The sequence below is a fragment of the Pseudomonas fulva NBRC 16637 = DSM 17717 genome (genome assembly GCF_000730565.1).
GTDB classification, from domain to species: domain Bacteria; phylum Pseudomonadota; class Gammaproteobacteria; order Pseudomonadales; family Pseudomonadaceae; genus Aquipseudomonas; species Aquipseudomonas fulva.
Genome location: NZ_BBIQ01000001.1, coordinates 166,908 through 189,721, shown reverse-complemented (window position 1 = coordinate 189,721; position 22,814 = coordinate 166,908). Strand labels below are relative to the sequence as shown.

The following is a 22,814-nucleotide window of genomic DNA, read 5'->3' as shown; positions in this document are numbered from 1 at the left end:
CTTGCCCGGCTGGAGCGCCTGACCAGGCGATTGGCGCTCCATTGGCTATCAAAGCGCCGACAGCCGAGCGATGATCCGGTCCAACGCATTGGCAAACGCCTGTTTGTCGCGATCCCCATAAGGCCCCTGCCCGCCACCTGACTGGCCTTGTTCACGCAGCTCGGTGAACAGATTGCGCGTAGCCAGGCGCTCGCCCATGTTGCGCTCGTCGAACTCGCGCCCGCGCGGGTCCAGCGCCGCTACGCCCTTTTTCACAAGCCGGTCGGCCAGAGGCACGTCGCTGCAGACGACCAACTCGCCGGGTACGGCATGCTCGACCAGATAATCGTCGGCCGCATCCATGCCGCTGGGTACCACGATCAGTCGTACGATGCCGAATGCTGGTTTTGCCACTGCCTGGCCCGCGACCATGACCACTTCGAACTTGCGCTTGAGGGCGAACTTGACGATCAGGTCCCTGGCAGCCTTGGGGCAAGCGTCGGCATCGATCCAAACACGCATGATTGACCTCACGTTGTCATTTAGCCAGTCATGATGCACTACCCCGACAGGTTGCAGGAACTCGCGCAAATAGCTCCAGAACTGAATGAGCCTGTGTGAGCCGTACCGTTCAGGCTACACTCGCCCCAGCTTCAGCGGACTGATGAGCGCAAAATGAATTGTCCCGACGAGATCCAACTGGACCTGGACAACGGGATCGACCGTAAGCTGCTGGCCAACTTGCGTGGGCGCTACCTACAGATCAACGCAGGCCGCCTGCAGCGAGCAATGGCCGGTTTGTCCCCCCGCCAGCAGCAGGTCCTGACGGTGCTGCCCGTGCTGTTCCATGTAAATCATCCGCTACTGCCCGGCTATGTTTCGTCGACGACGCCGGCAGGCATCTGCGACTTCGAGCCAAGCGCCGATCAGGTATTCGAAGCTCAGCGCCTGGCACGCGCCTTCAGCTACAAAGCCCGCGACAACACCTCGCCACGCCCCATCGACGGGCTGTTTCTAATCGGCAGCCTGGGCACGCTTGCCCAGGCTGAGGACAGCGACATCGATGTATGGGTATGCCATACCAGCGACCTGGAGCGCGAAGCGCTGGAGGCACTACAGCGCAAATGCCAGTTGCTGGAAACCTGGGCCGCGAGCCAGGGCGCCGATACGCACATCTTTCTGATTGACACCCAGGGGTTCGCTCAGGGCCAGCGCACAGGCCAACTCGGCACCGACGATTGCGGCACTACGCAGCATTATCTTCTGTTGGACGAGTTCTACCGCACGACCCTTTGGCTGGCAGGGCGGACGCCGCTGTGGTGGTTGGTGCCGCCCGACCAGGAGAGCGGCTATCCGGCCTACGCCCAAGCCCTGCTGGCAAAGCGTTTCGTACGCCCTGGGGAAGCCCTGGACCTGGGCCACCTGGCGCAGATCCCAGGCCACGAATTCGTCGGCGCCGGGCTTTGGCAGCTGTTCAAGGGCATCGATGCCCCTCACAAGTCCTTGCTCAAGTTGCTGCTGACCGAAGCCTATGCCAGCGAATACCCCGCCGTGCGTTGCCTGAGCCTGGACTACAAGCAAGCGGTCTTCGCCAATCAGCTCGACCTTGACCGTCTCGATCCTTACGTCATGGTCTACCGACGGATCGAGCGCTACCTGATGCAACGCCGTGAGCAGGCTCGGTTGGAACTGGTGCGGCGCAGTTTGTACCTGAAAGTGAACAGCAAGCTCAGCGAACAGGGCCGCGCCGAAGGCTGGCAACGCCGCCTGCTGCGCAGCCTGACCGACGAGTGGGGATGGGGAGGCGCGCAGTTGGCCCTGCTCGATGGTCGCCCTGGCTGGGGCGTGCACCAGGTTACCATGGAGCGCCGAGAACGGGTGGCCGAGCTCAGCCGCAGCTACCGGTTCCTGGTGCAGTTCGCGCGCACACATGACGCGACCAGCCGCGCCGACTTGCGCGAGCTCAACCTGTTGGGACGGCGATTGCAGGCAGCATTCGAGCGCCGTGCGGACAAGGTGGAAATCCTCCAGAGCGACCGTGCCTGCGACCTGGCCGAGCAAACCGTGACGCTGGCCCAGTCACCCAGCCGCAGAGCGCCAGGTGGCCACCCCTGGGCACTCTACAGCGGCAACCTGCATGGCCATGAAATGGAACTCGCCAACCCGATCAAGCGCTGCTGGCACCTTGTGGAGCTGTTGGTCTGGGCCCATTGCAATGGCGTGATAGACAGGCATACACGACTGGCGCTTCATCCGGGTATCAGCGATCTGAAAGAGCCTGAATTGCAGGGCCTGCTCGCGAGCCTGCAGCAGCTCATCGTGTTGCCGCTGCCCGCCGTCAGCGAGGTGAGCCTGTTGCAGCCAAGCGTCGCCGACGATGTGCTGCTGCTGATCAACGTGGGCATTGACCCCCTGCCCCACCACCGTGAGCTGGATATCCTGCTGACCACCGAGCGTACCGACTCGCTCAGCTACGGTGGCCTGCGGGAAAACCTGGTATTGACAGTGGACCAGGTCACGGTCAACTCCTGGAACGAGGTGCTGGTACATCGCTACGACGGCGAGCATGCGCTGATGCGATGCCTGCGCGATTTCATCAACCTGCCGAAACAGGCAAGCGGCTGGCCCAATGTGCGGGCGCACTGCTTTGCCCAGCACCGGGCGCAGGCCATCAGTCAGCGTGTGGCCGAGCTCTTCCAGACTGCGCGGCAGTTGCACGCACAGGACGTTCCTGGCCGTTACCTGGTGCAGGTGGCGCACCAGGTTCATGTGCTGGAGTGGCTCCAGGGCAAGGTCGTCCTCACGAGCCTTGACGACCATGATGCGCTACTCACGTTCATGGGCCAGGAGCGCAGTACCTACAGCCCCGTGTGCCTGGATGCCAATGCCCTGCCGGACACCGATGTGGGCCTTGTGCTCGAGCAAGGCCGCCGCGACTGCGTCCAGGTCTTCTATCGACTGTTCGACAGCTGGGCCGAGCTCTACGTGCTGGATGAATGCAACGCTTTGTGGCACCAGCGCGTGCCGTTGCAGGACGAACCTCACCTTCTGCTGCCGCTGCACCGCTTTCTGGCTTCGGTCTTGCGCCGACGCGAGGCGCAGTTGCCTTATGGTGCAAGGCAAGCAGCACGCCTGGACATCGTGTACGCGCAGCTGCTTGGGTCTGGATCAGCCAGGGCACGGGGCCTGGAGCAGAGGGCGGCACCGGATGCGGGGAACGTGCAGCCCTACTACGACGTCCAGGCCATGATTCACGCCGACACCGACGGTGCCACGCACGTGACCTTGTTCTGCGAACAACAGGAGTTCTCCGAGCTCGACCATGGGCCGAGCCTGTATGGCGTGGTGGCACGAGAAATCATCGCCCAGCGGCGAAGTGCAGGCCTGTATCGGTGCTACATCACCGACTTGGATGTTTCCGGGTTACCCGATGGCCGCCAGGCCACGACGCAGGTTTACCTGAACTACAAGCGGACACTTGAGCAGGCCTTGAATGAGGGGCTACAGCAGGTGCTGGCTGGCCAGGCTTAGGCACTGGCCACGCCACAGGTGCGTTGAAAGCACTACAGGTCGAAATCGCCCGCCGCTTCCGGCTGATACTCGACTTCCAGCAACTCTAGCCTGAGGGTCTTGCCCCCTGGCGCCGGCCAGTCGATCTGCTCACCCACCGACAACCCGAGCAAGGCACAGCCGATGGGCGCCAGGACCGAGACCTTGCCGTCTGGCCCGGCATCCTTGGGGTAGACCAAGGTCAAATGGTAGTCCTTGCCACTGGCTAGCTCGCGGCAATGCACGCGCGAATTCATGGTCACCACACCTGCCGGCACCTCATCATGCCCCACCACCTGCTCGGCGCGGTCGAGCTCGCCGCTGAGCGCGAGCACGCCAGGGGTACTTTCGTCGAGACTATCGAGCAGACGCTCCAGACGTTGTACATCCAAACGGGTGAGGATAAGGGAAGGCTTGGTGCTCATGATCCAGTCAGACTCCTTTGAACAGGCAGTTTTCGATGCACAGATAAAGCAAAACCCCGCCCTATGCGCGTAGTGCTGTTCACTTGAGAGTGTTTGGGCTGCAGAGCAGCCCTAAGTGACCAGCATTACGCCCAAAGGCGGGGTTTTCGAATGCTTTGGCGTCATCGACGCAAGCCCCGACACTACCACAGCGGGGCAAATACTCAAGCCCTTGCTATCAGTGTGCCTTAAGGTCGCGAAGCGCAGTGGCCTCGCGGCAGATCTGCCGACGGCGCTCATCATCGGCAGAGCGCCATTCGCGGATATGTTCAACATGCCGATGACAGCCGGTGCACACGCGCTGTTCGTCAAGGCGGCAGATGCTGATGCACGGCGATGGCACCGCTGGGCTGACGTTGCTGTAAAGCGGCTTGGGGGGCCGAACGGGTGCATTGCTCATGTCAGATGTCGTCGAAATCCAGCTTTTCGCCGGCTCGCTCCCACACGATGCGCTCAAGCATTTCACCCAGCAGCTCTTCGCTCTTCTCGCACACCCACTTGCCGCTCTCTTCGTCATAGTCGAAGTGGAAGCCGCCGGACCGATCGGCCAGCCACAGCTGGCGCAGAGGCTCCTGGCGGCTGAAGATCAGCTGGGCTCCACCTTCGAACTTCACGGTCAGCACTCCAGCGGAGTTCTCCATGTCCAGATCCAGCCCGCTTTCGTCGAACAGGTCTTCCAGCGCCTGCTGGGTAGCGTCGACCAGATCATGGAAACGCGCTTCACTCAAACTCATTGCAGGAACCTCGAAATTGGCGGCGTGACAGGCAAGCCGGGCACGATACGGGCGCTTGCCGATGAATGCAAAGGTTTAGCCAGGGTCCTTGCAGGCCACTTCGCTTGCAACGCGGCCCTGACGGCAAACAGGTGCGGCTCGGCACCCAGAATAGCCTGCCCGGCGGGCCGGTACTTGCATAGGCAAGCCGCCGGTCGCTCGGTATACTCGGGCTCAATACTGCATTTTTCTAAGGATTTCATCCATGAAGCGCCTGATTTCCTCCCTCGCGGCGCTGGTCGCTGTTGCCTGCCTCGTTTCTGCATGCGGCCAGAAAGGCCCGTTGTACCTGCCCGATGACGGCAAGGACCGCAAAGACGCCCACTCGGCGCACCAGCACCAGACCAAAGCCAAGTCAGCACAGACCCAGGAGCAGCAAGACACGCTGCAGTCCGAGCCTGAGCAGTCGCCTGAGCAGTAAGGGAATCGGATGAACGTCTTCAATTACCGCGACGGTGAACTGTTCGCGGAAGGGGTGTCCCTGTCGGCAATCGCCGAGCGGCACGGCACCCCCACCTACGTGTACTCGCGTGCCCACATCGAGGCCCAGTACCGTAGCTACACCGATGCCTTGCAAGGTTGCGAACACCTGGTCTGCTTCGCGGTGAAAGCCAACTCGAACCTGGGCGTGCTCAATGTACTGGCGCGCATGGGTGCAGGGTTCGACATCGTTTCCGGTGGCGAACTTGAGCGCGTACTGGCTGCCGGCGGGCGCGCTGACCGCGTGGTGTTTTCCGGCGTGGGCAAAACCCGCGAAGACATGCGTCGCGCGCTTGAAGTGGGCGTGCATTGCTTCAACGTCGAGTCCACCGATGAGCTGGAGCGTTTGCAGCAGGTGGCCGCCGAAATGGGCAAGGTTGCGCCCGTCTCGCTGCGGGTCAACCCGGACGTGGATGCAGGTACCCACCCGTACATTTCCACCGGGCTCAAGGAAAACAAGTTCGGCATCGCCATCGCCGATGCCGAGGCCATCTACGTGCGGGCCGCTCAGTTACCCAACCTGGACGTAGTCGGGGTCGATTGTCATATCGGTTCGCAGTTGACCACCGTGGAGCCCTTCCTCGATGCGCTGGACCGCTTGCTGGTACTGGTCGACCGCCTCGCAGAGTGCGGCATCCACCTGCGCCACCTGGACCTGGGTGGCGGGGTCGGCGTGCGCTACCGCGACGAAGAACCACCGCTGGTAGCCGATTACATTCAGGCCATCCGCGCGCGCCTGGGCGATCGGGACCTGGCGCTGGTATTCGAGCCGGGGCGCTACATCGTGGCCAACGCTGGCGTACTGCTGACCCGTGTGGAGTACCTCAAGCATACCGAACACAAGGACTTCGCCATCATCGATGCGGCCATGAACGACTTGATCCGCCCAGCCCTGTACCAGGCCTGGATGGGCATCTGTGCAGTCAAGCCGCGTGAAGGCGAAGGTCGCCCGTATGACCTGGTCGGCCCGATCTGCGAAACCGGCGACTTCCTGGGCAAGGACCGGGTTCTGAACCTCGCCGAGGGTGACGTGCTGGCCGTTCAGTCAGCGGGCGCCTATGGTTTCGTGATGAGCTCCAACTACAACACCCGTGGCCGTTGTGCGGAAATACTGGTCGACGGCGACCAGGCTTTCGAAGTACGCCGCCGCGAAACCATCGCCGAATTGTACGCTGGCGAAAGCCTGCTGCCGGAGTAAGCCCATGCTGCTGCGTTTTACCAAGATGCATGGGCTGGGCAACGACTTCATGGTCCTGGACCTGGTAAGCCAGCACGCCCACATCCAGCCCAAGCACGCCAAGCAGTGGGGCGATCGCCACACGGGCATCGGCTTCGACCAGTTGCTGATCGTCGAGGCGCCGAATAACCCGGAAGTCGATTTCCGCTACCGTATCTTCAATGCCGACGGCTCCGAAGTGGAACAGTGCGGCAACGGGGCACGCTGCTTTGCGCGGTTCGTGCTCGACAAGCGCCTGACCGCCAAGAAGCGCATACGCGTGGAAACCAAGAGCGGCATCATCGTGCTGGACGTACAGAACGACGGCCAGGTTAGTGTCGACATGGGTCCGCCACGCTTCGTCCCTGCCGACATCCCGTTCGTCGCCGACGAGCAGTCGGTGAGCTACCCGCTGGAGGTAGACGATCAGGTGCATTCGATTGCCGCGGTGTCCATGGGCAACCCTCACGCCGTACTGCGCGTGGACGACGTGGTCAGCGCCCCTGTGCATCAGCTGGGGCCGAAGATCGAACACCACCCGCGCTTCCCCCAGCGCGTCAATGCCGGCTTCCTGCAGGTCATTGACCGCCATCGCGGCAACTTGCGCGTGTGGGAGCGCGGTGCTGGGGAAACCCAGGCGTGTGGCACTGGCGCCTGTGCAGCTGCCGTGGCGGCCATCAGCCAAGGCTGGATGGACTCGCCCGTCGCACTTGACCTGCCGGGCGGGCGCTTGCATATCGAGTGGGCCGGGCCAGGCAAGCCGGTGGTGATGACCGGCCCGGCCGTACGCGTCTACGAAGGACAGGTTCGATTCTAAGCGAGTAACCGTCATGACCGATCACCCCAAGGATATACCCCAGCAGGCCGCTGAGCTCGATGCCGAAGCGGTGGTCGCCTACCTGCGTGCTCATCCAACCTTTTTCACCGAGCATGATGAGCTCTTGGTCGAGCAGCACATTCCCCACCAGCGCGGTGACAGTGTTTCGCTGGTCGAGCGCCAGCTCAAGTTGCTGCGCGACCGCAACATCGAGATGCGCCACCGCCTTTCGCAGTTGATGGACGTGGCCCGCGACAACGATCGGTTGTTCGACAAGACCAGACGCCTGATCCTGGACCTGCTCGATGCAACCACGCTGGAAGACGTGGTGATGGTCGTCGAAGACAGCCTGCGTCAGGAGTTCCAGGTACCTTTCGTCAGCCTGATCCTGTTTGGCGACAACGTAGCGCCGGTGGGGCGCTGGGTCAGCAACGCCGAAGCCCAGCAAGCGATCGGCCCGCTGCTCGGTAGCGGCAAGACCGTCAGCGGCAGCCTGCGCGAGCACGAGCTGGCGTTTCTGTTCGGTGAGGAGCAACGCCGCGACGTGGGCTCTAGCGCGGTGGCGACCTTGGAGCACCAGGGGCTGCATGGGGTGCTGGCCATTGGTAGCCGCGACCCGCAGCATTACAAGAGCAGTGTCGGCACGCTGTTCCTGAGCTATATCGCCGAGGTGCTGGGCCGTGTGGTCCCCCGCGTCAGCCAAAGCCTGCGCCCGGTGCGCTGATGGAGCGCCAGCTGGAAGCTTACTGCGCACACCTGCGCAATGAGCGCCAGGTCTCCGAGCACACGCTTGTGGGCTACCGCCGGGACCTGGAGAAGGTCATGGCGTACTGCAGCGAGCAGGCTATTGGTGGCTGGCAAGCCTTGCAGATTCAACACCTGCGCCAGCTGATCGCGCGCCAGCATCACCAGGGCCAGTCTTCGCGCAGCCTGTCCAGGCTGCTATCGGCGGTGCGGGGCCTGTACCGTTACCTCAACCGCGAAAAGATTTGCCAGCACGATCCTGCCAATGGCCTGAGCGCCCCCAAGGGGGAGCGTCGATTGCCCAAGGTGCTCGACACCGACCGTGCCTTGCAACTGCTCGATGGCGGCGTGGACGATGATTTCATTGCCCTGCGCGATCAAGCCATTCTCGAATTGTTCTATTCCTCGGGCCTTCGCCTTTCGGAGCTGACCAACCTTGACCTCGACCATGTCGACCTGGCCGGTGGCCTGGTACAGGTGCTGGGTAAGGGCGGCAAGGCCCGCGTGCTGCCGGTAGGGCGCAAGGCGCGGGAGGCACTGCAGGCGTGGTACCGCCTGCGCGGCGCCGGCAACCCCAGGGATCGCGCCGTCTTCATCACCCGGCAAGGCAATCGCATCAGCCCACGCGCCGTGCAACAGCGGGTCAAGGTGGCCGGGGAACGCGAGCTGGGCCAGCACCTGCATCCACACATGCTTCGCCATTCCTTTGCCAGCCACGTGCTGGAATCGTCCCAGGACCTGCGCGCTGTACAGGAAATGCTCGGACACGCCGACATCGGCACGACGCAAATCTATACGCACCTGGATTTCCAGCACCTGGCAACGGTGTACGACAGCGCCCATCCCAGGGCCAAACGCAGCAAAGGCAACGACTGATGAACATCAAGCTGATCACCTTCGACCTCGACGATACCCTTTGGGATACTGCGCCGGTCATTGCCAGTGCCGAAGTCGTGCTGCGCGACTGGCTTCAAGCCAATGCCCCGTTACTGGGCGATGTGCCTGTCGAGCATCTGTTTGCCATCCGAGAACGGATCGTCCTGGCAGAGCCCGAGCTCAAGCACCGCATCAGCGCCTTACGCCGCCGCGTGCTGACCCGCGCCCTCGAAGACGTCGGCTACGGCCAGATGCAGGCACAGCAACTGGCCGAGCTGGGGTTCGAGGTGTTCTTGCAGGCCAGGCACAAGGTCGAGATATTCCCGGAAGTTCAACCGATGCTGGAATTGCTGAGCCAGCATTACGCCCTGGGTGTCATCACCAATGGCAATGCCGATGTCAGCCGGCTGGGGCTGGCCGATTATTTCCGCTTCGCCTTGTGCGCGGAGGACCTGGGCATCGGCAAACCCGACCCGGCCCCGTTTGTAGAGGCCCTGCGCCGCAGCGGCGTGCCTGCCAGCGAAGCGGTGCACGTCGGCGATCATCCTCGCGATGACATTGCCGGTGCTCAGCGCGCCGGGCTGCGCGCGGTTTGGTTCAACCCCCAGGCCAAGGCGTGGCCCGGTGAGCAAGCACCCGACGCCGAAATTCAGCGCCTGTCGCACCTGCACGAGGTGCTCGCCCGCTGGCAATGACCTTGCCGACAGCACCTCCCTGCGCAAGCCAGGCATAAAAAAACCCGCAGCGACGGCGGGTTTTTCGAAGGCATCGCTTAGATAGGGCGACTGCCGTATTTATTGTCCGGCTTCTTGGGTGGGTCGGCGACCACGTTGGCCTCGACTTCCTGAACCTTGCCACCACGCGACAGGAACTCTTCCATGGCCTTGGCCAGGGCATCACGCTCCTTTTGCTTGGCTTCCAGGCTGGGCATCTCGTCTACCGAGACAGCCGCCTTGGATTTGCCCTTGGCAGCGGGTGCAGGACTGCTGTCGTCGTCGCCAGCGTCTTCTGCAACATCATCGGCAGCCGCTTCAAGGCCGTCATCAGCCTCGTCTTCATCACCGACCTCGAGGTCATCATTTTCCAGATCGTCGTCGCTCATGTTCTACCTCATGACGTGCAAAAGCAGGTTAGTTAGAGACCAGTGCTGCCGTAGACCGGCAGCTTCTGGTGAAAATTCCACTGGCCGTGGGTTCGACCACGGCCTTTGGGCCAACGCATCTGACGGACGGCTGTACCCGGGTGGGCCTGCACGTGGCAGTGCCGCACAAAACCTGTGACCCCTGCTGGGCCACGCGCTTTTTAGCCAGCCTGGCAAAGGCCGGCAGGGGTGATGAATGTACGTTCCAGCACCCTTCGGCGCGCATTCTAGCGCGCTCGCAGAAAAAGCAAAGCGCCATGAATGCCCCAACTTTTGTAAGTTTTGTACCCGTGTCACAAATAGACGGGATAAACCGTTTTCGCACGTGAAAATGCTGGGCAAGTGATCAAAAAAAATGGCAGCAGGTGCCGCTTGTGAGCGCCTTGCCAGCCCCCTGCGCGCACGCTTGATCAGGCCGACCTTAAACACAAGACGAAAAAATGCCCGGCGAGCCGGGCACATTTCTGCAGCGTCGTTGTTAGAGGTTGTAGCCGCGTTCGTTGTGCTGCGCCAGATCCAGACCAACGGATTCTTCTTCTTCGTTGACCCGAAGCCCCATCACCAGGTCCAGGACCTTGAGGATGATGTAGGTGACGATGGCGGTGTAGGCCACGGTGAAGATCACGCCTTTGGCCTGCACCCAGACCTGCATGCCGATATCGGTGACCGCGCCGAAGCCACCCAGCGCCGGGGCTGCGAACACGCCGGTCAGGATGGCGCCGACGATGCCGCCGATGCCGTGTACGCCAAACGCATCCAGGGAGTCGTCGTAGCCCAGCTTGCGCTTGAGGCTGGTGGCGCAGAAGTAGCAGATCACGCCCGATGCCAGCCCGATGACCAGCGCGCCCATCGGCCCCACCGTGCCCGCTGCTGGCGTGATGGCAACCAGGCCAGCGACCACGCCCGAGGCGATACCCAGCGCACTGGGCTTACCGTGACCGATCCATTCGGCGAACATCCAGCCCAATGCCGCGGCAGCCGTGGCGATCTGGGTGACCAGCATGGCCATGCCCGCAGTGCCGTTGGCCGCAGCCGCCGAACCGGCGTTGAAACCGAACCAGCCGATCCACAGCATGGCCGCACCCATCAGCGTATAGCCCAGGTTGTGCGGTGCCATGGGTGTGGTCGGGTAGCCTTTACGCTTGCCCAGTACCAGGCAGCAGACCAAGCCTGCGATACCAGCGTTGATGTGCACGACGGTGCCGCCCGCGAAGTCCAGCACGCCCCAATCCCACATCAGGGCACCGTCACCGCTCCATACCATGTGGGCGATCGGAGCATAGACGAGGGTGAACCAGATGCCCATGAACACCAGCATGGCCGAGAACTTCATGCGTTCGGCGAAGGCACCCACGATCAAGGCTGGGGTGATGATGGCGAACGTCATCTGGAAGGTGATGAACACCGCTTCAGGGAACAGCGCCGTGGCCGAGGTCAGGCTGTCAGGCGTCACGCCGCTGAGAAATGCCTTGGAGAAGCCGCCGACGAAGGAGTTGAAATTGAGTACGCCCTTCTCCATACCGGTGGTATCGAAGGCCATGCTGTACCCGTAGACGACCCAGAGAATGCTCATCAAGCCAGTGATGGCGAAGCACTGCATCATCACCGACAGCACGTTCTTGGAGCGCACCATGCCGCCGTAGAACAGCGCCAGGCCTGGGATGGTCATGAACAGCACGAGCGCCGTGGCGGTGAGCATCCAGGCGGTGTCGCCGGAGTTGAGTGCTGGCGCGGCCTCCTCTGCAAGGGCGAGCCCTGGCATGACGAAGGACAATAGGGCTCCTAGCCCTGCGATCTTACGCAGAGTCATGTTGTTTTCTCCTGGGGCGTTGGGTTTGGTGAGGCTTGTGTTGCTGCTTAGATCGCGTCGGTATCGGTCTCGCCGGTACGGATGCGGATCGCCTGCTCCAGATTCACCACGAAGATCTTGCCGTCACCGATCTTGCCGGTGTTGGCAGCCTTGGTGATGGCCTCGATTACCCGATCCAGGTCTTTGTCATCGATAGCAACATCGATCTTCACCTTGGGCAGGAAATCGACCACGTATTCGGCACCGCGATACAGTTCGGTGTGACCCTTTTGACGCCCGAAGCCTTTGACTTCGGTGACGGTGATGCCCTGCACGCCGATTTCCGACAGTGACTCGCGCACGTCGTCCAGCTTGAACGGCTTGATGATGGCTGTGACTAGCTTCATGAAACTCTCTCCCGATTTGGTGGACTTGCCCCAGGAAAACAAACCCGTCTCAAGTCTAAGCGCAGCGGTTGCCTTTTGTAACGCGTCGTCGGCATGCGCACTGCCTGGTCACAAGGAACTGCATCAGTGCATGGCTCGCTTAGCACTTTGCAGAAACCTTGCCAGGTCTGTGAACACCAGGGAAATCAGGGGTTTGGCCCGACGTTACAGCTTTGGCTAATCGCCAGCACTTAACCTGTGCACCCATACGGTGCGAGGCTGGTTCAGGCTTTGCGCGAAAAACGTGCAACACCGCCTCGTCATGGGAGGCACAAGGGTGCGTGCTACACTGGCCGCCATTTCTCGACACTGGTGGACACCCTCATGCTCGCGCCCAAAGCCCTTCTCGACGCCCTGAGCGACCAGGCCTCGCGCCTGTTCAGCAGCGACAACACCCAGCCTCGGGCCGAGCTGGAAAGCCAGTTCAAGGCCTTGATGCAAGGCGCTTTGAGCAAGCTCGACGTGGTCAGCCGCGAGGAGTTCGACAGTCAGATGGTGGTGCTGGCACGCACCCGGGCTCGCCTGGAGGCGCTGGAAGAACAAGTCGCAGAACTCGAAGCGCGCCTGGAAGGCAAGCGCTGACACCAAAGCTGCGTGACCCAGCCTCCTATCGACTTTCAGCGCGCTTCACGTCTGCTGGCCGGTCGATCCAGGCCAGGTTTGGGCGGCAGTTCGCTGGGGCGTAGGGTGCCCCGGAACAACGCGGCGCCGTATTGCGTGAACAGCGTCCGTACCCTGTTGCGCGAATTGAGGACTTCGGCGTGAATGTCTTCGATGGCTGTGTCGCCAGGTCGCAGGCTCGCCGCATGGGTCACCCACTCAATGGCTGCATAGCGGCTTTGCCTGCGTGTACCTTGCCCCTGCATCCAGGCAAGCCCCAGCTCGGCACTGGCACGTGCTGCAATAGCGCTGTCCGGGTGCTCCACCAGGCTCAGCAAGTAGGCGACCGCCTCGGCTCGCTCACGCGGCTGGCCAAACTGGCGCAGCAATATGCCCAGGTGCAACCGTGCGCAGGCATTGGTCTGAGCATTGCCCAGGGCGTCTATCAACAGGCGCCTGACCTCGAGCATTTTTTCTCGATCACCCAGGTTCGTCCCCCCTTGCATCTGCAAGCAGGCCAACCGGTATTTGGCCTGGCGACTCCCTGTCTGGACGGCGCGCAGCAACCATTGCTCAGCCACTTCACAGTCCCTGTATCGCCCAGGGGTATCGCTCCACTCACCCTGGTGAAGCTCGAACAGGCTCAACGCCGCACCTGACAGGGCTTGCTCGGCACCGCCTTGAAGCAAATAGTAGGCAACCTCATGCCGATCATGGGACCAGAGCAAGCGGGCCAGTTCCAGGATTTTCAGGCCGGGAGCCTGACCCGCCCGCTGGCGCTTGATCGCAATCGTCAGCCAGCGTTTGGCTTGATCGCCGCTGCGCGCCAGGCCCCACAAGCCAAAGTGATGTCCCGCGGCCCGCAGCGCGCAGGCAGCGGCGTGGGAGCGGCCATCGCTCAGGCGAAGAATCGCGGTATTGAGCAGTGCCTGCTCGTGCGCAGGGCTGCGTGTCAAAGCCGTGATGACCAAATGCCGAAGCGGTGGTCCCAGCGCCTGGATGCCGCCCAGGTCGGCGGGGCATGCAAGGCTTTGGGTAAAATCGGCCAGTGCCTTGTCATGGTCGCCCCAAACGCTCGCCTGCAACGCACCGCGCCATGCCAGCAATACGGCAGTCTCCCTAGGCAGCAGTGGGCGCACGGCCCAGTCTTCGAACAATTGCTGGTACTTGGCCACTGCGCTTGGGCGTTCGGCACTTGGGCGTTTCAAGCGTGCTTCCACGGCCATCCATCGCAGCGCGTTGCGCAACGGCTCGCTCCAGCCCCGGCAAGCCGGCATGTTGACCAACCGTTCTATGGACTCGACTTGCCCACGTCGGTCCTGCAATAGATACAACGCGTGGGCCTTGATGGCCTCGAAGCAGCCCGGCCGTGCGGCCAGTGCCTGGCTCAGCCAATAGGCCTGCGGCTCCTGGCGCTCTGTGCGCGGCTCAAGTCCATCGGGCAACATCCGAGGCAGCTCGGCCAAAGGCATCACGCCATGCCTGACCAAATACGGTGCGGCAGCCTCCTGCACCTCCACGTCCGCATGTGTACTGGGCCTGAAGCGGGCTGGCTGCTCATTGAACAGCTCGACCAGCCAGCCCGGCTCGCGAAACCTGGCACTGAGCAACTGCAAGCCTATGGCAGCCGCGACCGGCCGCTGCGAACGGGCCAAGGCTCTGAGTAAATGGGCAGTGGCGGTTTCGCACATTTGCTCGATCGCCAGCCAGCGTGCCGGTGTGCGGGCGCCGCCGTGGTCCACCTGGCAGGCACGGCTAAGGCAGTAGAAGCCCATGACGACCTGCGGGTGATAGGCCCTGGGGCAGGCATCGATCCAGGCGCGAAGCACTTGGCTCAGCGCCCTGTCCCCCTGGTCCGGGTCGACCAGCAGATGGCTCTCGACGGCTGAGAGATAGGCCGGGAACTCGCCCGGGGGCGCTTGGTACCAGCGAGCCTCCAGGGAATCGAAATAGCGATTGAGCTCGACGAACGCGTTGGTCTGAACCAGTTCGCGAATAACCTCACGGGTGTGGGTGAGCGTTTGCACAGCGCAATACCTCAAGTCCATTTCAAGGTCGAAGCGGTGCCATCCCATGGCATCGGTGGTTTGCTTGAACAACACTAAGCCAAAGAAGGCCGCTGCGCAAAACTATTGGATCCATTTCTAGGCGGTGCACAGGTAGAAATGATCAGAAGCACACTGGCATCCCCTGCCCCGTCTCGGCTCGCTATGCTGGGTCCATCCGCAGGAAGCGGTCTTGGCAGCGAATGGAGCGCCCATGTCTTTAGCCCTTGTTCACAGCCGCGCCCAGGTAGGCGTGCAGGCCCCGGCCGTCAGCGTTGAAACCCACCTGGCCAATGGCTTGCCTCATCTCACACTGGTCGGCTTGCCCGAAACCACGGTCAAGGAAAGCAAGGACCGCGTGCGCAGTGCCATCGTCAACAGTGGCCTGAACTACCCAGCCCGGCGCATCACGCAAAACCTCGCTCCGGCCGACCTGCCCAAGGACGGTGGCCGCTACGACCTGGCCATCGCCCTGGGCATCCTGGCCGCCGATGCCCAGGTGCCCGTGGCCACCCTGGCCGAGCTCGAATGCCTGGGCGAACTGGCACTGTCGGGCGCGTTGCGGCCGGTGCAGGGCGTCTTGCCCGCAGCGCTTGCCGCACGCGAGGCGGGGCGGGCACTGGTAGTGCCCCGTGAAAATGCCGAGGAAGCCAGCCTTGCCAGTGGCCTGGTGGTGTATGCCGTAGGCCATCTATTGGAGCTGGTGGCCCACCTGAACGGACAGGTACCGCTAGCTGCCTATGCCGCCAATGGCTTGCTCCTGAACCCTCGCCCCTATCCCGACCTGAGCGAGGTGCAGGGGCAACTGGCGGCCAAACGCGCGCTGCTACTGGCCGCTGCCGGGGCGCACAACCTGCTTTTCACCGGGCCGCCAGGTACTGGCAAAACCTTGTTGGCCAGCCGCCTGCCGGGCCTGCTGCCACCGCTGGATGAGCATGAAGCGCTGGAGGTCGCCGCCATCCAGTCGGTCAGCGGGCACACCCCGCTGAACAGCTGGCCACAACGGCCGTTTCGCCACCCTCATCATTCCGCCTCCGGACCTGCGCTGGTGGGTGGCGGAAGCCGGCCGCAACCCGGGGAAATCACCTTGGCCCACCACGGGGTGCTGTTTCTGGACGAGTTGCCCGAATTCGAGCGCCGGGTACTGGAAGTGCTGCGTGAACCCCTGGAATCTGGCGAGATCGTAATCGCCAGGGCGCGGGATAAAGTGCGCTTTCCCGCCCGCTTTCAGCTCGTCGCTGCCATGAACCCCTGCCCTTGCGGCTACCTGGGCGACCCTACAGGGCGATGCCGCTGCAATACCGAGCAGATATCCCGTTATCGCAACAAACTGTCAGGCCCGCTACTGGACCGGATCGACTTGCACCTGACCGTGGCGCGCGAGAGCACCACGCTCAACAACCAGCCTTGCGGGCAAAGCAGCGCCGACGTCGCCCTTCAGGTCGCGCACGCCCGGGAGGTGCAACAACGTCGGCAAGGGTGCGCCAATGCATTCCTCAACCTCGATGGCCTGCGCCAGCACTGTAGCTTGGCAGCACCTGATCAAGCTTGGTTGGAAGGCGCCTGTGAACGATTGACGCTGTCGCTGCGAGCAGCACACCGATTGCTCAAGGTCGCCAGAACACTGGCAGACCTCGAGGGATGCACGGCAATTGGCCGGGCGCACCTGGCTGAGGCCCTGCAGTACCGTCCCGGGAGTGGTTGAGAGGCGAACGCGGTAGCTGGAAGCACTTGACCAGGCCGGAGCACCTCACCTCCTGTACATCGCATCAACCTCCAGGTGGGTAGACGCTCCTCCCCAAGCACTACTCGCCGTTTCGTTTGTTTCGAATATTGTGCATTTCGTTTGTTTCGAATATAAATTGGCTATCTGTCGTACTAGGCGCCGGAATTCTGTTTAACGACTGGAGACAACCCATGACTACCGCCGATCTCGCTCAAGCCATCCTTCCAGATGAAAAAGCGATCACCGCGGCTATTGAGTCAAGCCGCCAGATTGCCGCGTTCGTCTCAACCAAGTTGGATACTCAGCGCATTGAGTTGGTAGATGAAGCCCAGCAACGGCAGACTGTTGAACTGCCAACGTTCGCGCTCAGATTGCTTGGCGACATACTCAACGAGCTGGCCTTGGGCAACACCGTAAAGGTGGTGCCTATCCATGCGGAACTGACCACCCAGGAGGGCGCCGATATGCTCAACGTCTCGCGTCCTCACTTGGTCAAGCTGCTGGATGAGGGGCTAATCCCACACACCAAAACCGGCAGCCACCGCCGTGTAAAATTTACTGACCTAATGGCCTACAAGGCCGATCGTGATAAAGCAAGCCAGGCCGCCATGGATGAACTGGCTGCACAAGCCCAAGAACTTAATATGGGCTATCAATGAGGCACTCACCTTTTACAGTTATCTACGACGCCTGCGTGCTTTATCCAGCACCATTGCGTGACCTATTGATGCATCTGGCTCTGACTGGCGCGTATCGCGCGCGCTGGTCCGAGCAAATCCACGATGAATGGACACGAAACGTGTTAAGAAACCGTCCCGACGTGTCAGAAACACAACTTTATCGCACAGTCGGACTCATGAATCGGGCGATTCCTGACTCTCTGGTAAATGACTACGAGCCACTTGTGCAGGGGCTTGACCTTCCAGACGAAGACGATAGACACGTCTTGGCAGCAGCGATCAAATGTGGCGCCTCGGTGATTGTCACGTACAACCTCAAAGATTTTCCGGCCGAGATTCTGAAACGTTTTGAGATCGAGGCGTTGCATCCCGATGTATTCCTCTCCGACATCTGGGACCTTGATCAGGCAGCTGTGCTCAAGGCCGTCCAGAAGCAGCGCGCAGCCCTTAACAATCCGGTTTACTCACCCCGCGAGCTGCTGGACATCCTCCTCAAGCAGCGGCTCCCAGAGACCGTCAAGCACCTCTCGAACTACGAGCTGCTGATCTAACCATCTTGACCGGACGCACCTGGCTGAGGCCCTGCAGTACCGTCCCGGGAGTGGTTGAGGGGCGAACCCTGGTGCCCGCCCCCCGGCAGAAACAAGGCTGTCCAGCGCCCTCAATGCCTGAATGAACTTCCCCAGCCGCTTCGCTTTCCATCTACAAAGCGAACGATTTCAGGTGCTCGATGCTCCCACACAGCCAGCAAGGCCGCGGTCCCGTTACCTTCGTGTTGATGCATTTTTTGGGTGGTTCGCACCGAACATGGTCCGCCACGGTCCCTTACCTAGACCGAGCGCATGCCTGCATCGCCCTGAACACACCCGGGTACGGCGATGCCAATGCCGTCACCGGCTATACCGTTGAAGAAATGGCCGATCAGGTCGATGCGAGCATCCGTGAGCTTGGGCTCAAGCACTGCATCCTCGTTGGCCACTCGATGACCGGCAAAGTCGCGGTCGTGCTGGCCGCTCGTCGCCCGGACTACCTTCGGGGCCTGATCCTGGTGGCCCCATCGCCTCCCGGCCCCCAGCCGATGAGCGATGAAGACCGCGACCAGCAACGGGCCTACACCGCCAGCCGGGAGCAAGCCGAAGCCTTCGTCGACGACTCGAGCTACCACAGGCTGCCCGATGCGCTGCGCGAAGTCGCCATCGCCGACGCCCAGGCCGTCAACCTTGACGCCTGGCGTGCCTGGGTCGATCACGGCAGTCGCGAGGACTGGAGCGATCGCATCGGCCTGCTGCCCTATCCGGCCCTGCTGATCTGCGGCGCCGATGACCAGCAGGTGCCCGACGCCCAAGAGCAGCGGCGCACCACCTTGTCGCACTTCCCCAACGGCACCTTGCTTACCCTGCCCGGTGCGGGCCACCTGATGCCTTACCAGACCCCTCAGGCATTGGCCGAGCCGATGCTTGATTTCGCAAGACCAATCGCTGCTGAACTTTCCCTGGGAGATCGTTGATGGATTTAGGTTTGAAAAACCGTGTGGCCCTGATCAGCGGTGCAGCTGGCGGCATTGGCCTGGCCACTGCCCACCTCCTCGCCGAGGAAGGTGTGAAGCTGGTGTTGACTGACATCGACCAGGACAAGCTCGAAGATGCCGTCAAGGCGCTGGGTGGCGCGCCCTTGCTCATCGCGGCGGACATGACCAGTCAGGACGAGGTGGATAACTTGGTCCGGCAAGCCGAAGAGCGTTATGGCCAGGTGGATATCGTGGTGCATACCACGGGGGTAACAGGCGCCAAAGGCGACCCGCTGGAAATGAAGGACGAGGATTACCAGGAAGCCTGGGATACCGACTTCTTCACCGCCGTGCGCGTGGCGCGGGCCACCGTTCCGGCGATGCGCAAACGGGGCTGGGGGCGGTTGGTGTGCATCACCTCCGAGAATGCCGTGCAGCCTTACTGGGAAGAGGCGGTGTACAACGTCGCCAAGGCCGCACTGGCCGCGTTCATCAAGAACCTGTCCTACAAGGAAGCGGCGCATGGGGTGCTGTGCAACACGGTATCGCCGGCATTTATTGAAACCAACATGACCGATGGCATGATGAAGCAGCGCGCCGAAGAGAAAGGCGTGAGCTTCGAGGAGGCCATCGAAAGCTTCCTGGAAGAGGAACGACCCGGCATCGTACAGAAGCGCCGAGGCAAGCCAGAAGAGGTCGCGGCCGCGATCGCGCTGCTGGTTTCGGAGCGGGCTTCGTTCATCAATGGCAGCAACCTGCGGGTCGATGGCGGCTCGGTGCAAAGCGTCCAGAACTGAACCTGCACTGGCGCTCGGGCCAGGGCAAGCACGCACGCGCTGCGGCCCAAGCGCCAGATGCGGCATCCAGCTTCCAGGAACGTTAAACTGCGCAGGCCGCCCTTGGCGGGTTCTGTGGAGACGCATTCTTGGAAGACCTCAACTCGCTCTACTACTTCACGCAGGTGGTCGAGCACGGTGGCTTCGCCCCGGCGGGTCGGGCGCTGAACATGCCCAAGTCGAAACTCAGCCGACGCATTGCCGAGCTCGAAGAGCGTCTGGGCGTGCGCTTGCTGCAGCGCACCAGCCGCCGCTTCGCACTGACCGAGATCGGCCAGGCTTATTACAACCGCTGCCTGGCCATGCGCGTCGAAGCCGAGGGTGCGGCCGAGATCATCGAGCGCAACCGCAGCGAACCACGAGGGCTGGTGCGCATCAGTTGCCCGACCACCCTGCTCAACGCTTGGGTCGGGCCGATGTTGACGCGCTACATGCTCAAGTACCCGCAGGTGGAGCTGTTCATCGAAAGCACCAACCGGCGCGTCGATCTCTTGGATGAAGGCTTCGACATTGCCCTGCGTGTTCGTTTTCCGCCGCTGGAAAACACGGACATGGTGATGAAGGTGCTGAGCGACAGCACCCAGTGCCTGGTAGGCCATCCCCACCACCTGGCGCAATTGCCCGACGGTTTCGATCCTCAGCTACTGGGCACGCTGCCCAGCCTGCATTGGGGCAGTGCCCAGCGGGAGTATCACTGGGAGCTGTCCCGAGACGGTGACAACAACCAGAGCATCGTCATACCGCACATGCCGCGCATGGTCACCGACGACCTGTTCGCCCTGCGCCATTTCGTAGTGGCGGGTATCGGCATTGCGCACCTGCCACGGGTGGCCGTGCGTGACGACCTGGCAGCGGGCCGCCTGGTGGAGTTGCTGCCAGGCTGGTACCCGCGCAGTGGCATCGTGCACGCGATCTTCCCCTCACGACGCGGCTTGCTGCCTTCGGTGCGGGCATTGATCGATCACCTGGCGGATGAATTTGCGCTTTGCGACATGGCTTGAGGTTCGAGCCTGCAACGCCCATGGCCACCGCCCAAAATGTCCCGCCGCTACAGTTTCAGGGGGAGTGGGCGGCTGGTGATGGGGGCGCTCACTGATCGCGATGGGCTGCAAAGCGGCCCCGGCAAAATGAGCTGCCAAGCTGAAACCTTGGGGCCGCTGTGCGGCCCATTGCGGTCGGTTCGTCGCCCCGGCAAGGCCGCTTTCACAGAGTTAAGCGGGTTGAGGCCTGCGCTGTACTTGCAGGCTGGCTGCGACGGGTTGCTGCACAGCCCTCAGCATCTCGGCCTAGAAGGCAAAGCACGAGCAACCCAACGCGCCCCAGAACCCCTGGAAGTCATTGACCGGCACGCTGGAATGCCGGGCCTTTTCATGGCTGTGGGCATGGACACCGCACGGGCCCGAGCACTGGTGTGCCATGGCTGCCAGCGAGGGGGTGCCCACGCGCCAGTGGCCGGGCACCTTGGCGACCGGTGACCACTCAGGCAACACAGGCACCTGCGGTGGCCCCAGCTTGTCGAACTCGGCGGCGCCGTATACGACCTTGCCGTCTACCAGGGTGAGCACCGACTCGATACCCTTGATCGCCTCTTCCTCCACCGAGAAGAAATCCTGCGACAGCGCCGCCAGGTCGGCGAGCTGACCGACCTTGATCTGCCCCTTCTTGCCCTGCTCACTGGAAAACCAGGCACTGCCTTGGGTGAACAGCTGCAAGGCCGTGTCCCGGCTCAACCCTTCGGGATACAGTGCCATGCCGCCAACGGTCTTGCCGCTGACCAGCCAGTACAGCGAAGTCCACGGGTTGTAGCTGGACACGCGGGTCGCATCGGTGCCCGCCCCTACCGGCACCCCCATCTCCAGCATGCGCTTGATCGGTGGTGTCTGCTGCGCCGCTTGGGCGCCATAGCGGTCGACGAAATACTCGCCCTGGAAGGCCATGCGGTCCTGAATGGCAATGCCGCCACCCAGGGCGCGTACCCGCTCAATGTTACGGGGCGTGATGGTTTCGGCATGATCGAAGAACCACGGCAAGCCGTTGAACGGTACGTCGCGGTTGACCTTCTCGAACACGTCGAGCATGCGTGTGATCGACTCGTCATAGGTCGCATGCAGACGGAACGGCCAGCGTTGCTCGACCAAGTGCCGCACCACCGGCTCCAGTTCTTGCTCCATGGTCTGCGGCAGGTCCGGGCGCGGTTCCAGAAAGTCTTCGAAGTCAGCCGCCGAGAACACCAGCATTTCGCCCGCACCGTTGTGACGCAGGAAATCGGTGCCACTGTGCAGCTTGACGCTGGCAGTCCACTTGCGGAAATCGTCCAGCTCTTCCTTGGGCTTCTGGGTAAACAGGTTGTAGGCGATGCGCACCGTCAGTTGACCCTTGTCGGCCAGCTCCTGGATCACCGAATAATCGTCCGGGAAATTCTGGTAGCCGCCACCGGCATCGATGGCGCTGGTCAGCCCCAATCGGTTCAGTTCGCGCATGAACTGGCGCGTGGAGTTGACCTGGTATTCGAGTGGCAGCTTGGGGCCTTTTGCCAGCGTGGCGTAGAGAATCATGGCGTTCGGCCGCGCGATCAGCATGCCCGTGGGGTTGCCGAACGTGTCACGCTGGATTTCCCCGCCAGGCGGATTGGGCGTGGTCTTGTCATAGCCCACAGCCTTGAGCGCTGTACGATTGAGCAACGCCCGGTCGTACAGGTGCAGCAGGAACACCGGGGTATCCGGGGCAGCCTGGTTGATTTCCTCGAGGGTGGGCATGCGCTTTTCGGCGAACTGGAACTCGTTCCAGCCACCCACCACCCTGACCCATTGCGGGGTCGGCGTACGTGCGGCTTGGTCCTTGAGCATGCGCAGGGCATCGGCCACCGACGGCACCCCTTCCCAGCGCAGCTCCAAGTTGTAGTTGAGGCCCCCGCGGATCAGGTGCAGGTGCGAGTCGTTGAGCCCGGGAATGACGGTGCGCCGGCGCAGGTCGACAATCTGAGTGGCCGTTCCTTTGTGGGCCATGGCCTCGGCATCGCTGCCCACGGCGATAAAACGGCCATCCTTGATGGCCACGGCGGTGGCGTTGGGGTTCTCGCGGTCGACGGTGTGCAGCTTGCCGTTGAACAGAATCAGATCGGCGTCCATAGGGCCTCCTTGGAATGG

General features: G+C 62.3%; 23 protein-coding genes. 14 read left to right on the top strand and 9 right to left on the bottom strand.

The annotated features are described in order from the left end of the window. Positions 1-48: 48 nt before the first annotated feature. Positions 49-501, bottom strand: coding sequence for a YaiI/YqxD family protein (locus tag PFU01S_RS00880; RefSeq protein ID WP_027913411.1), 453 nt, complete (start codon positions 499-501; stop codon positions 49-51). A gap of 153 nt (positions 502-654) precedes the next feature. Here PFU01S_RS00880 and PFU01S_RS00875 point away from each other — a divergent pair, with 153 nt between their 5' ends. Next, positions 655-3,510, top strand: coding sequence for a class I adenylate cyclase (locus PFU01S_RS00875; protein ID WP_027913410.1), 2,856 nt, complete (start codon positions 655-657; stop codon positions 3,508-3,510). A 32-nt stretch (positions 3,511-3,542) separates the two neighbouring features. Here PFU01S_RS00875 and rnk read toward each other — a convergent pair whose 3' ends face one another. The 3 genes from rnk to cyaY all read right to left on the bottom strand — a co-directional run bounded on the left by rnk (position 3,543) and on the right by cyaY (position 4,726). Further along, entirely contained in the window at positions 3,543-3,953 is a 411-nt protein-coding gene (gene rnk, locus PFU01S_RS00870; RefSeq protein ID WP_023532559.1) for a nucleoside diphosphate kinase regulator, read from the bottom strand. Positions 3,954-4,170: 217 nt separating this feature from the next. Then, positions 4,171-4,392: a DUF1289 domain-containing protein gene (locus tag PFU01S_RS00865; RefSeq protein WP_028686761.1), complete on the bottom strand. Its 222-nt coding sequence runs from the start codon at positions 4,390-4,392 to the stop codon at positions 4,171-4,173. Position 4,393: 1 nt separating this feature from the next. Then, on the bottom strand, positions 4,394-4,726 hold the full coding sequence (gene cyaY / locus PFU01S_RS00860; protein WP_023532439.1) for an iron donor protein CyaY: 333 nt from the start codon (positions 4,724-4,726) through the stop codon (positions 4,394-4,396). A 244-nt stretch (positions 4,727-4,970) separates the two neighbouring features. Here cyaY and lptM point away from each other — a divergent pair, with 244 nt between their 5' ends. From lptM to PFU01S_RS00830, 6 genes are read left to right on the top strand one after another with little or no spacing between them, the layout of a single operon-like run. Next, on the top strand, positions 4,971-5,186 hold the full coding sequence (lptM, locus tag PFU01S_RS00855; protein WP_033694875.1) for an LPS translocon maturation chaperone LptM: 216 nt from the start codon (positions 4,971-4,973) through the stop codon (positions 5,184-5,186). A 9-nt stretch (positions 5,187-5,195) separates the two neighbouring features. After that, a complete protein-coding gene (lysA, locus tag PFU01S_RS00850) occupies positions 5,196-6,443 on the top strand; it encodes a diaminopimelate decarboxylase (protein ID WP_028686762.1) in 1,248 nt (415 codons plus the stop codon). Between the two features lie 4 nt (positions 6,444-6,447). Further along, positions 6,448-7,278 carry a diaminopimelate epimerase gene (dapF, locus tag PFU01S_RS00845; RefSeq protein ID WP_027913408.1) on the top strand — a complete coding sequence of 277 codons (831 nt, stop codon included), beginning with the start codon at positions 6,448-6,450 and terminating at the stop codon, positions 7,276-7,278. Positions 7,279-7,291: 13 nt separating this feature from the next. Beyond that, positions 7,292-8,002 carry a DUF484 family protein gene (locus tag PFU01S_RS00840; protein ID WP_023532867.1) on the top strand — a complete coding sequence of 237 codons (711 nt, stop codon included), beginning with the start codon at positions 7,292-7,294 and terminating at the stop codon, positions 8,000-8,002. Beyond that, positions 8,002-8,898, top strand: a complete 897-nt coding sequence (xerC, locus tag PFU01S_RS00835) for a tyrosine recombinase XerC (protein WP_027913407.1) — start codon at positions 8,002-8,004, stop codon at positions 8,896-8,898. The genes PFU01S_RS00840 and xerC overlap by 1 nt, the downstream gene beginning before the upstream one ends. Beyond that, positions 8,898-9,593, top strand: coding sequence for an HAD family hydrolase (locus PFU01S_RS00830; RefSeq protein WP_028686763.1), 696 nt, complete (start codon positions 8,898-8,900; stop codon positions 9,591-9,593). Before xerC ends, PFU01S_RS00830 begins: the two co-directional genes overlap by 1 nt. A gap of 77 nt (positions 9,594-9,670) precedes the next feature. On the opposite strand, the gene sutA is transcribed toward PFU01S_RS00830, so the two are convergent. The 3 genes from sutA to glnK form a co-directional block, all read right to left on the bottom strand. Next, positions 9,671-10,000 (bottom strand): dormancy-specific transcriptional regulator SutA, encoded by a 330-nt coding sequence (gene sutA / locus PFU01S_RS00825; protein WP_023532471.1) that lies wholly within the window; start codon positions 9,998-10,000, stop codon positions 9,671-9,673. A 517-nt stretch (positions 10,001-10,517) separates the two neighbouring features. After that, positions 10,518-11,849: an ammonium transporter gene (locus PFU01S_RS00820; protein WP_023532646.1), complete on the bottom strand. Its 1,332-nt coding sequence runs from the start codon at positions 11,847-11,849 to the stop codon at positions 10,518-10,520. A gap of 47 nt (positions 11,850-11,896) precedes the next feature. Continuing rightward, positions 11,897-12,235, bottom strand: coding sequence for a P-II family nitrogen regulator (gene glnK / locus PFU01S_RS00815; protein WP_002555808.1), 339 nt, complete (start codon positions 12,233-12,235; stop codon positions 11,897-11,899). A gap of 363 nt (positions 12,236-12,598) precedes the next feature. Between glnK and PFU01S_RS00810 the strand changes: the two genes are divergently transcribed. Beyond that, complete coding sequence (locus PFU01S_RS00810; RefSeq protein WP_028686764.1) at positions 12,599-12,856, top strand: accessory factor UbiK family protein; 258 nt, start codon at positions 12,599-12,601, stop codon at positions 12,854-12,856. A 35-nt stretch (positions 12,857-12,891) separates the two neighbouring features. On the opposite strand, the gene PFU01S_RS00805 is transcribed toward PFU01S_RS00810, so the two are convergent. After that, positions 12,892-14,901, bottom strand: a complete 2,010-nt coding sequence (locus PFU01S_RS00805) for a DUF4034 domain-containing protein (RefSeq protein ID WP_028686765.1) — start codon at positions 14,899-14,901, stop codon at positions 12,892-12,894. Positions 14,902-15,133: 232 nt separating this feature from the next. Between PFU01S_RS00805 and PFU01S_RS00800 the strand changes: the two genes are divergently transcribed. The 6 genes from PFU01S_RS00800 (at position 15,134) to PFU01S_RS00775 (ending at position 20,669) form a co-directional block, all read left to right on the top strand. Next, the gene (locus PFU01S_RS00800) at positions 15,134-16,624 is read left to right on the top strand and encodes a YifB family Mg chelatase-like AAA ATPase (protein WP_027913403.1); all 1,491 of its coding nucleotides are present in this window, start codon (positions 15,134-15,136) and stop codon (positions 16,622-16,624) included. Positions 16,625-16,836: 212 nt separating this feature from the next. Further along, positions 16,837-17,304 carry a helix-turn-helix domain-containing protein gene (locus tag PFU01S_RS00795; RefSeq protein WP_027913402.1) on the top strand — a complete coding sequence of 156 codons (468 nt, stop codon included), beginning with the start codon at positions 16,837-16,839 and terminating at the stop codon, positions 17,302-17,304. After that, on the top strand, positions 17,301-17,876 hold the full coding sequence (locus PFU01S_RS00790; protein WP_027913401.1) for a PIN domain-containing protein: 576 nt from the start codon (positions 17,301-17,303) through the stop codon (positions 17,874-17,876). The genes PFU01S_RS00795 and PFU01S_RS00790 overlap by 4 nt, the downstream gene beginning before the upstream one ends. A 179-nt stretch (positions 17,877-18,055) precedes the next feature. Next, a complete protein-coding gene (locus PFU01S_RS00785; RefSeq protein ID WP_027913400.1) occupies positions 18,056-18,832 on the top strand; it encodes an alpha/beta fold hydrolase in 777 nt (258 codons plus the stop codon). Continuing rightward, entirely contained in the window at positions 18,832-19,629 is a 798-nt protein-coding gene (locus PFU01S_RS00780) for an SDR family NAD(P)-dependent oxidoreductase (protein WP_028686766.1), read from the top strand. The genes PFU01S_RS00785 and PFU01S_RS00780 overlap by 1 nt, the downstream gene beginning before the upstream one ends. Before the next feature lie 128 nt (positions 19,630-19,757). Then, a complete protein-coding gene (locus tag PFU01S_RS00775) occupies positions 19,758-20,669 on the top strand; it encodes a LysR substrate-binding domain-containing protein (RefSeq protein ID WP_027913398.1) in 912 nt (303 codons plus the stop codon). 285 nt (positions 20,670-20,954) lie between these two features. Here PFU01S_RS00775 and PFU01S_RS00770 read toward each other — a convergent pair whose 3' ends face one another. Next, positions 20,955-22,796, bottom strand: coding sequence for an amidohydrolase (locus PFU01S_RS00770; RefSeq protein WP_028686767.1), 1,842 nt, complete (start codon positions 22,794-22,796; stop codon positions 20,955-20,957). Positions 22,797-22,814 lie beyond the last annotated feature (18 nt).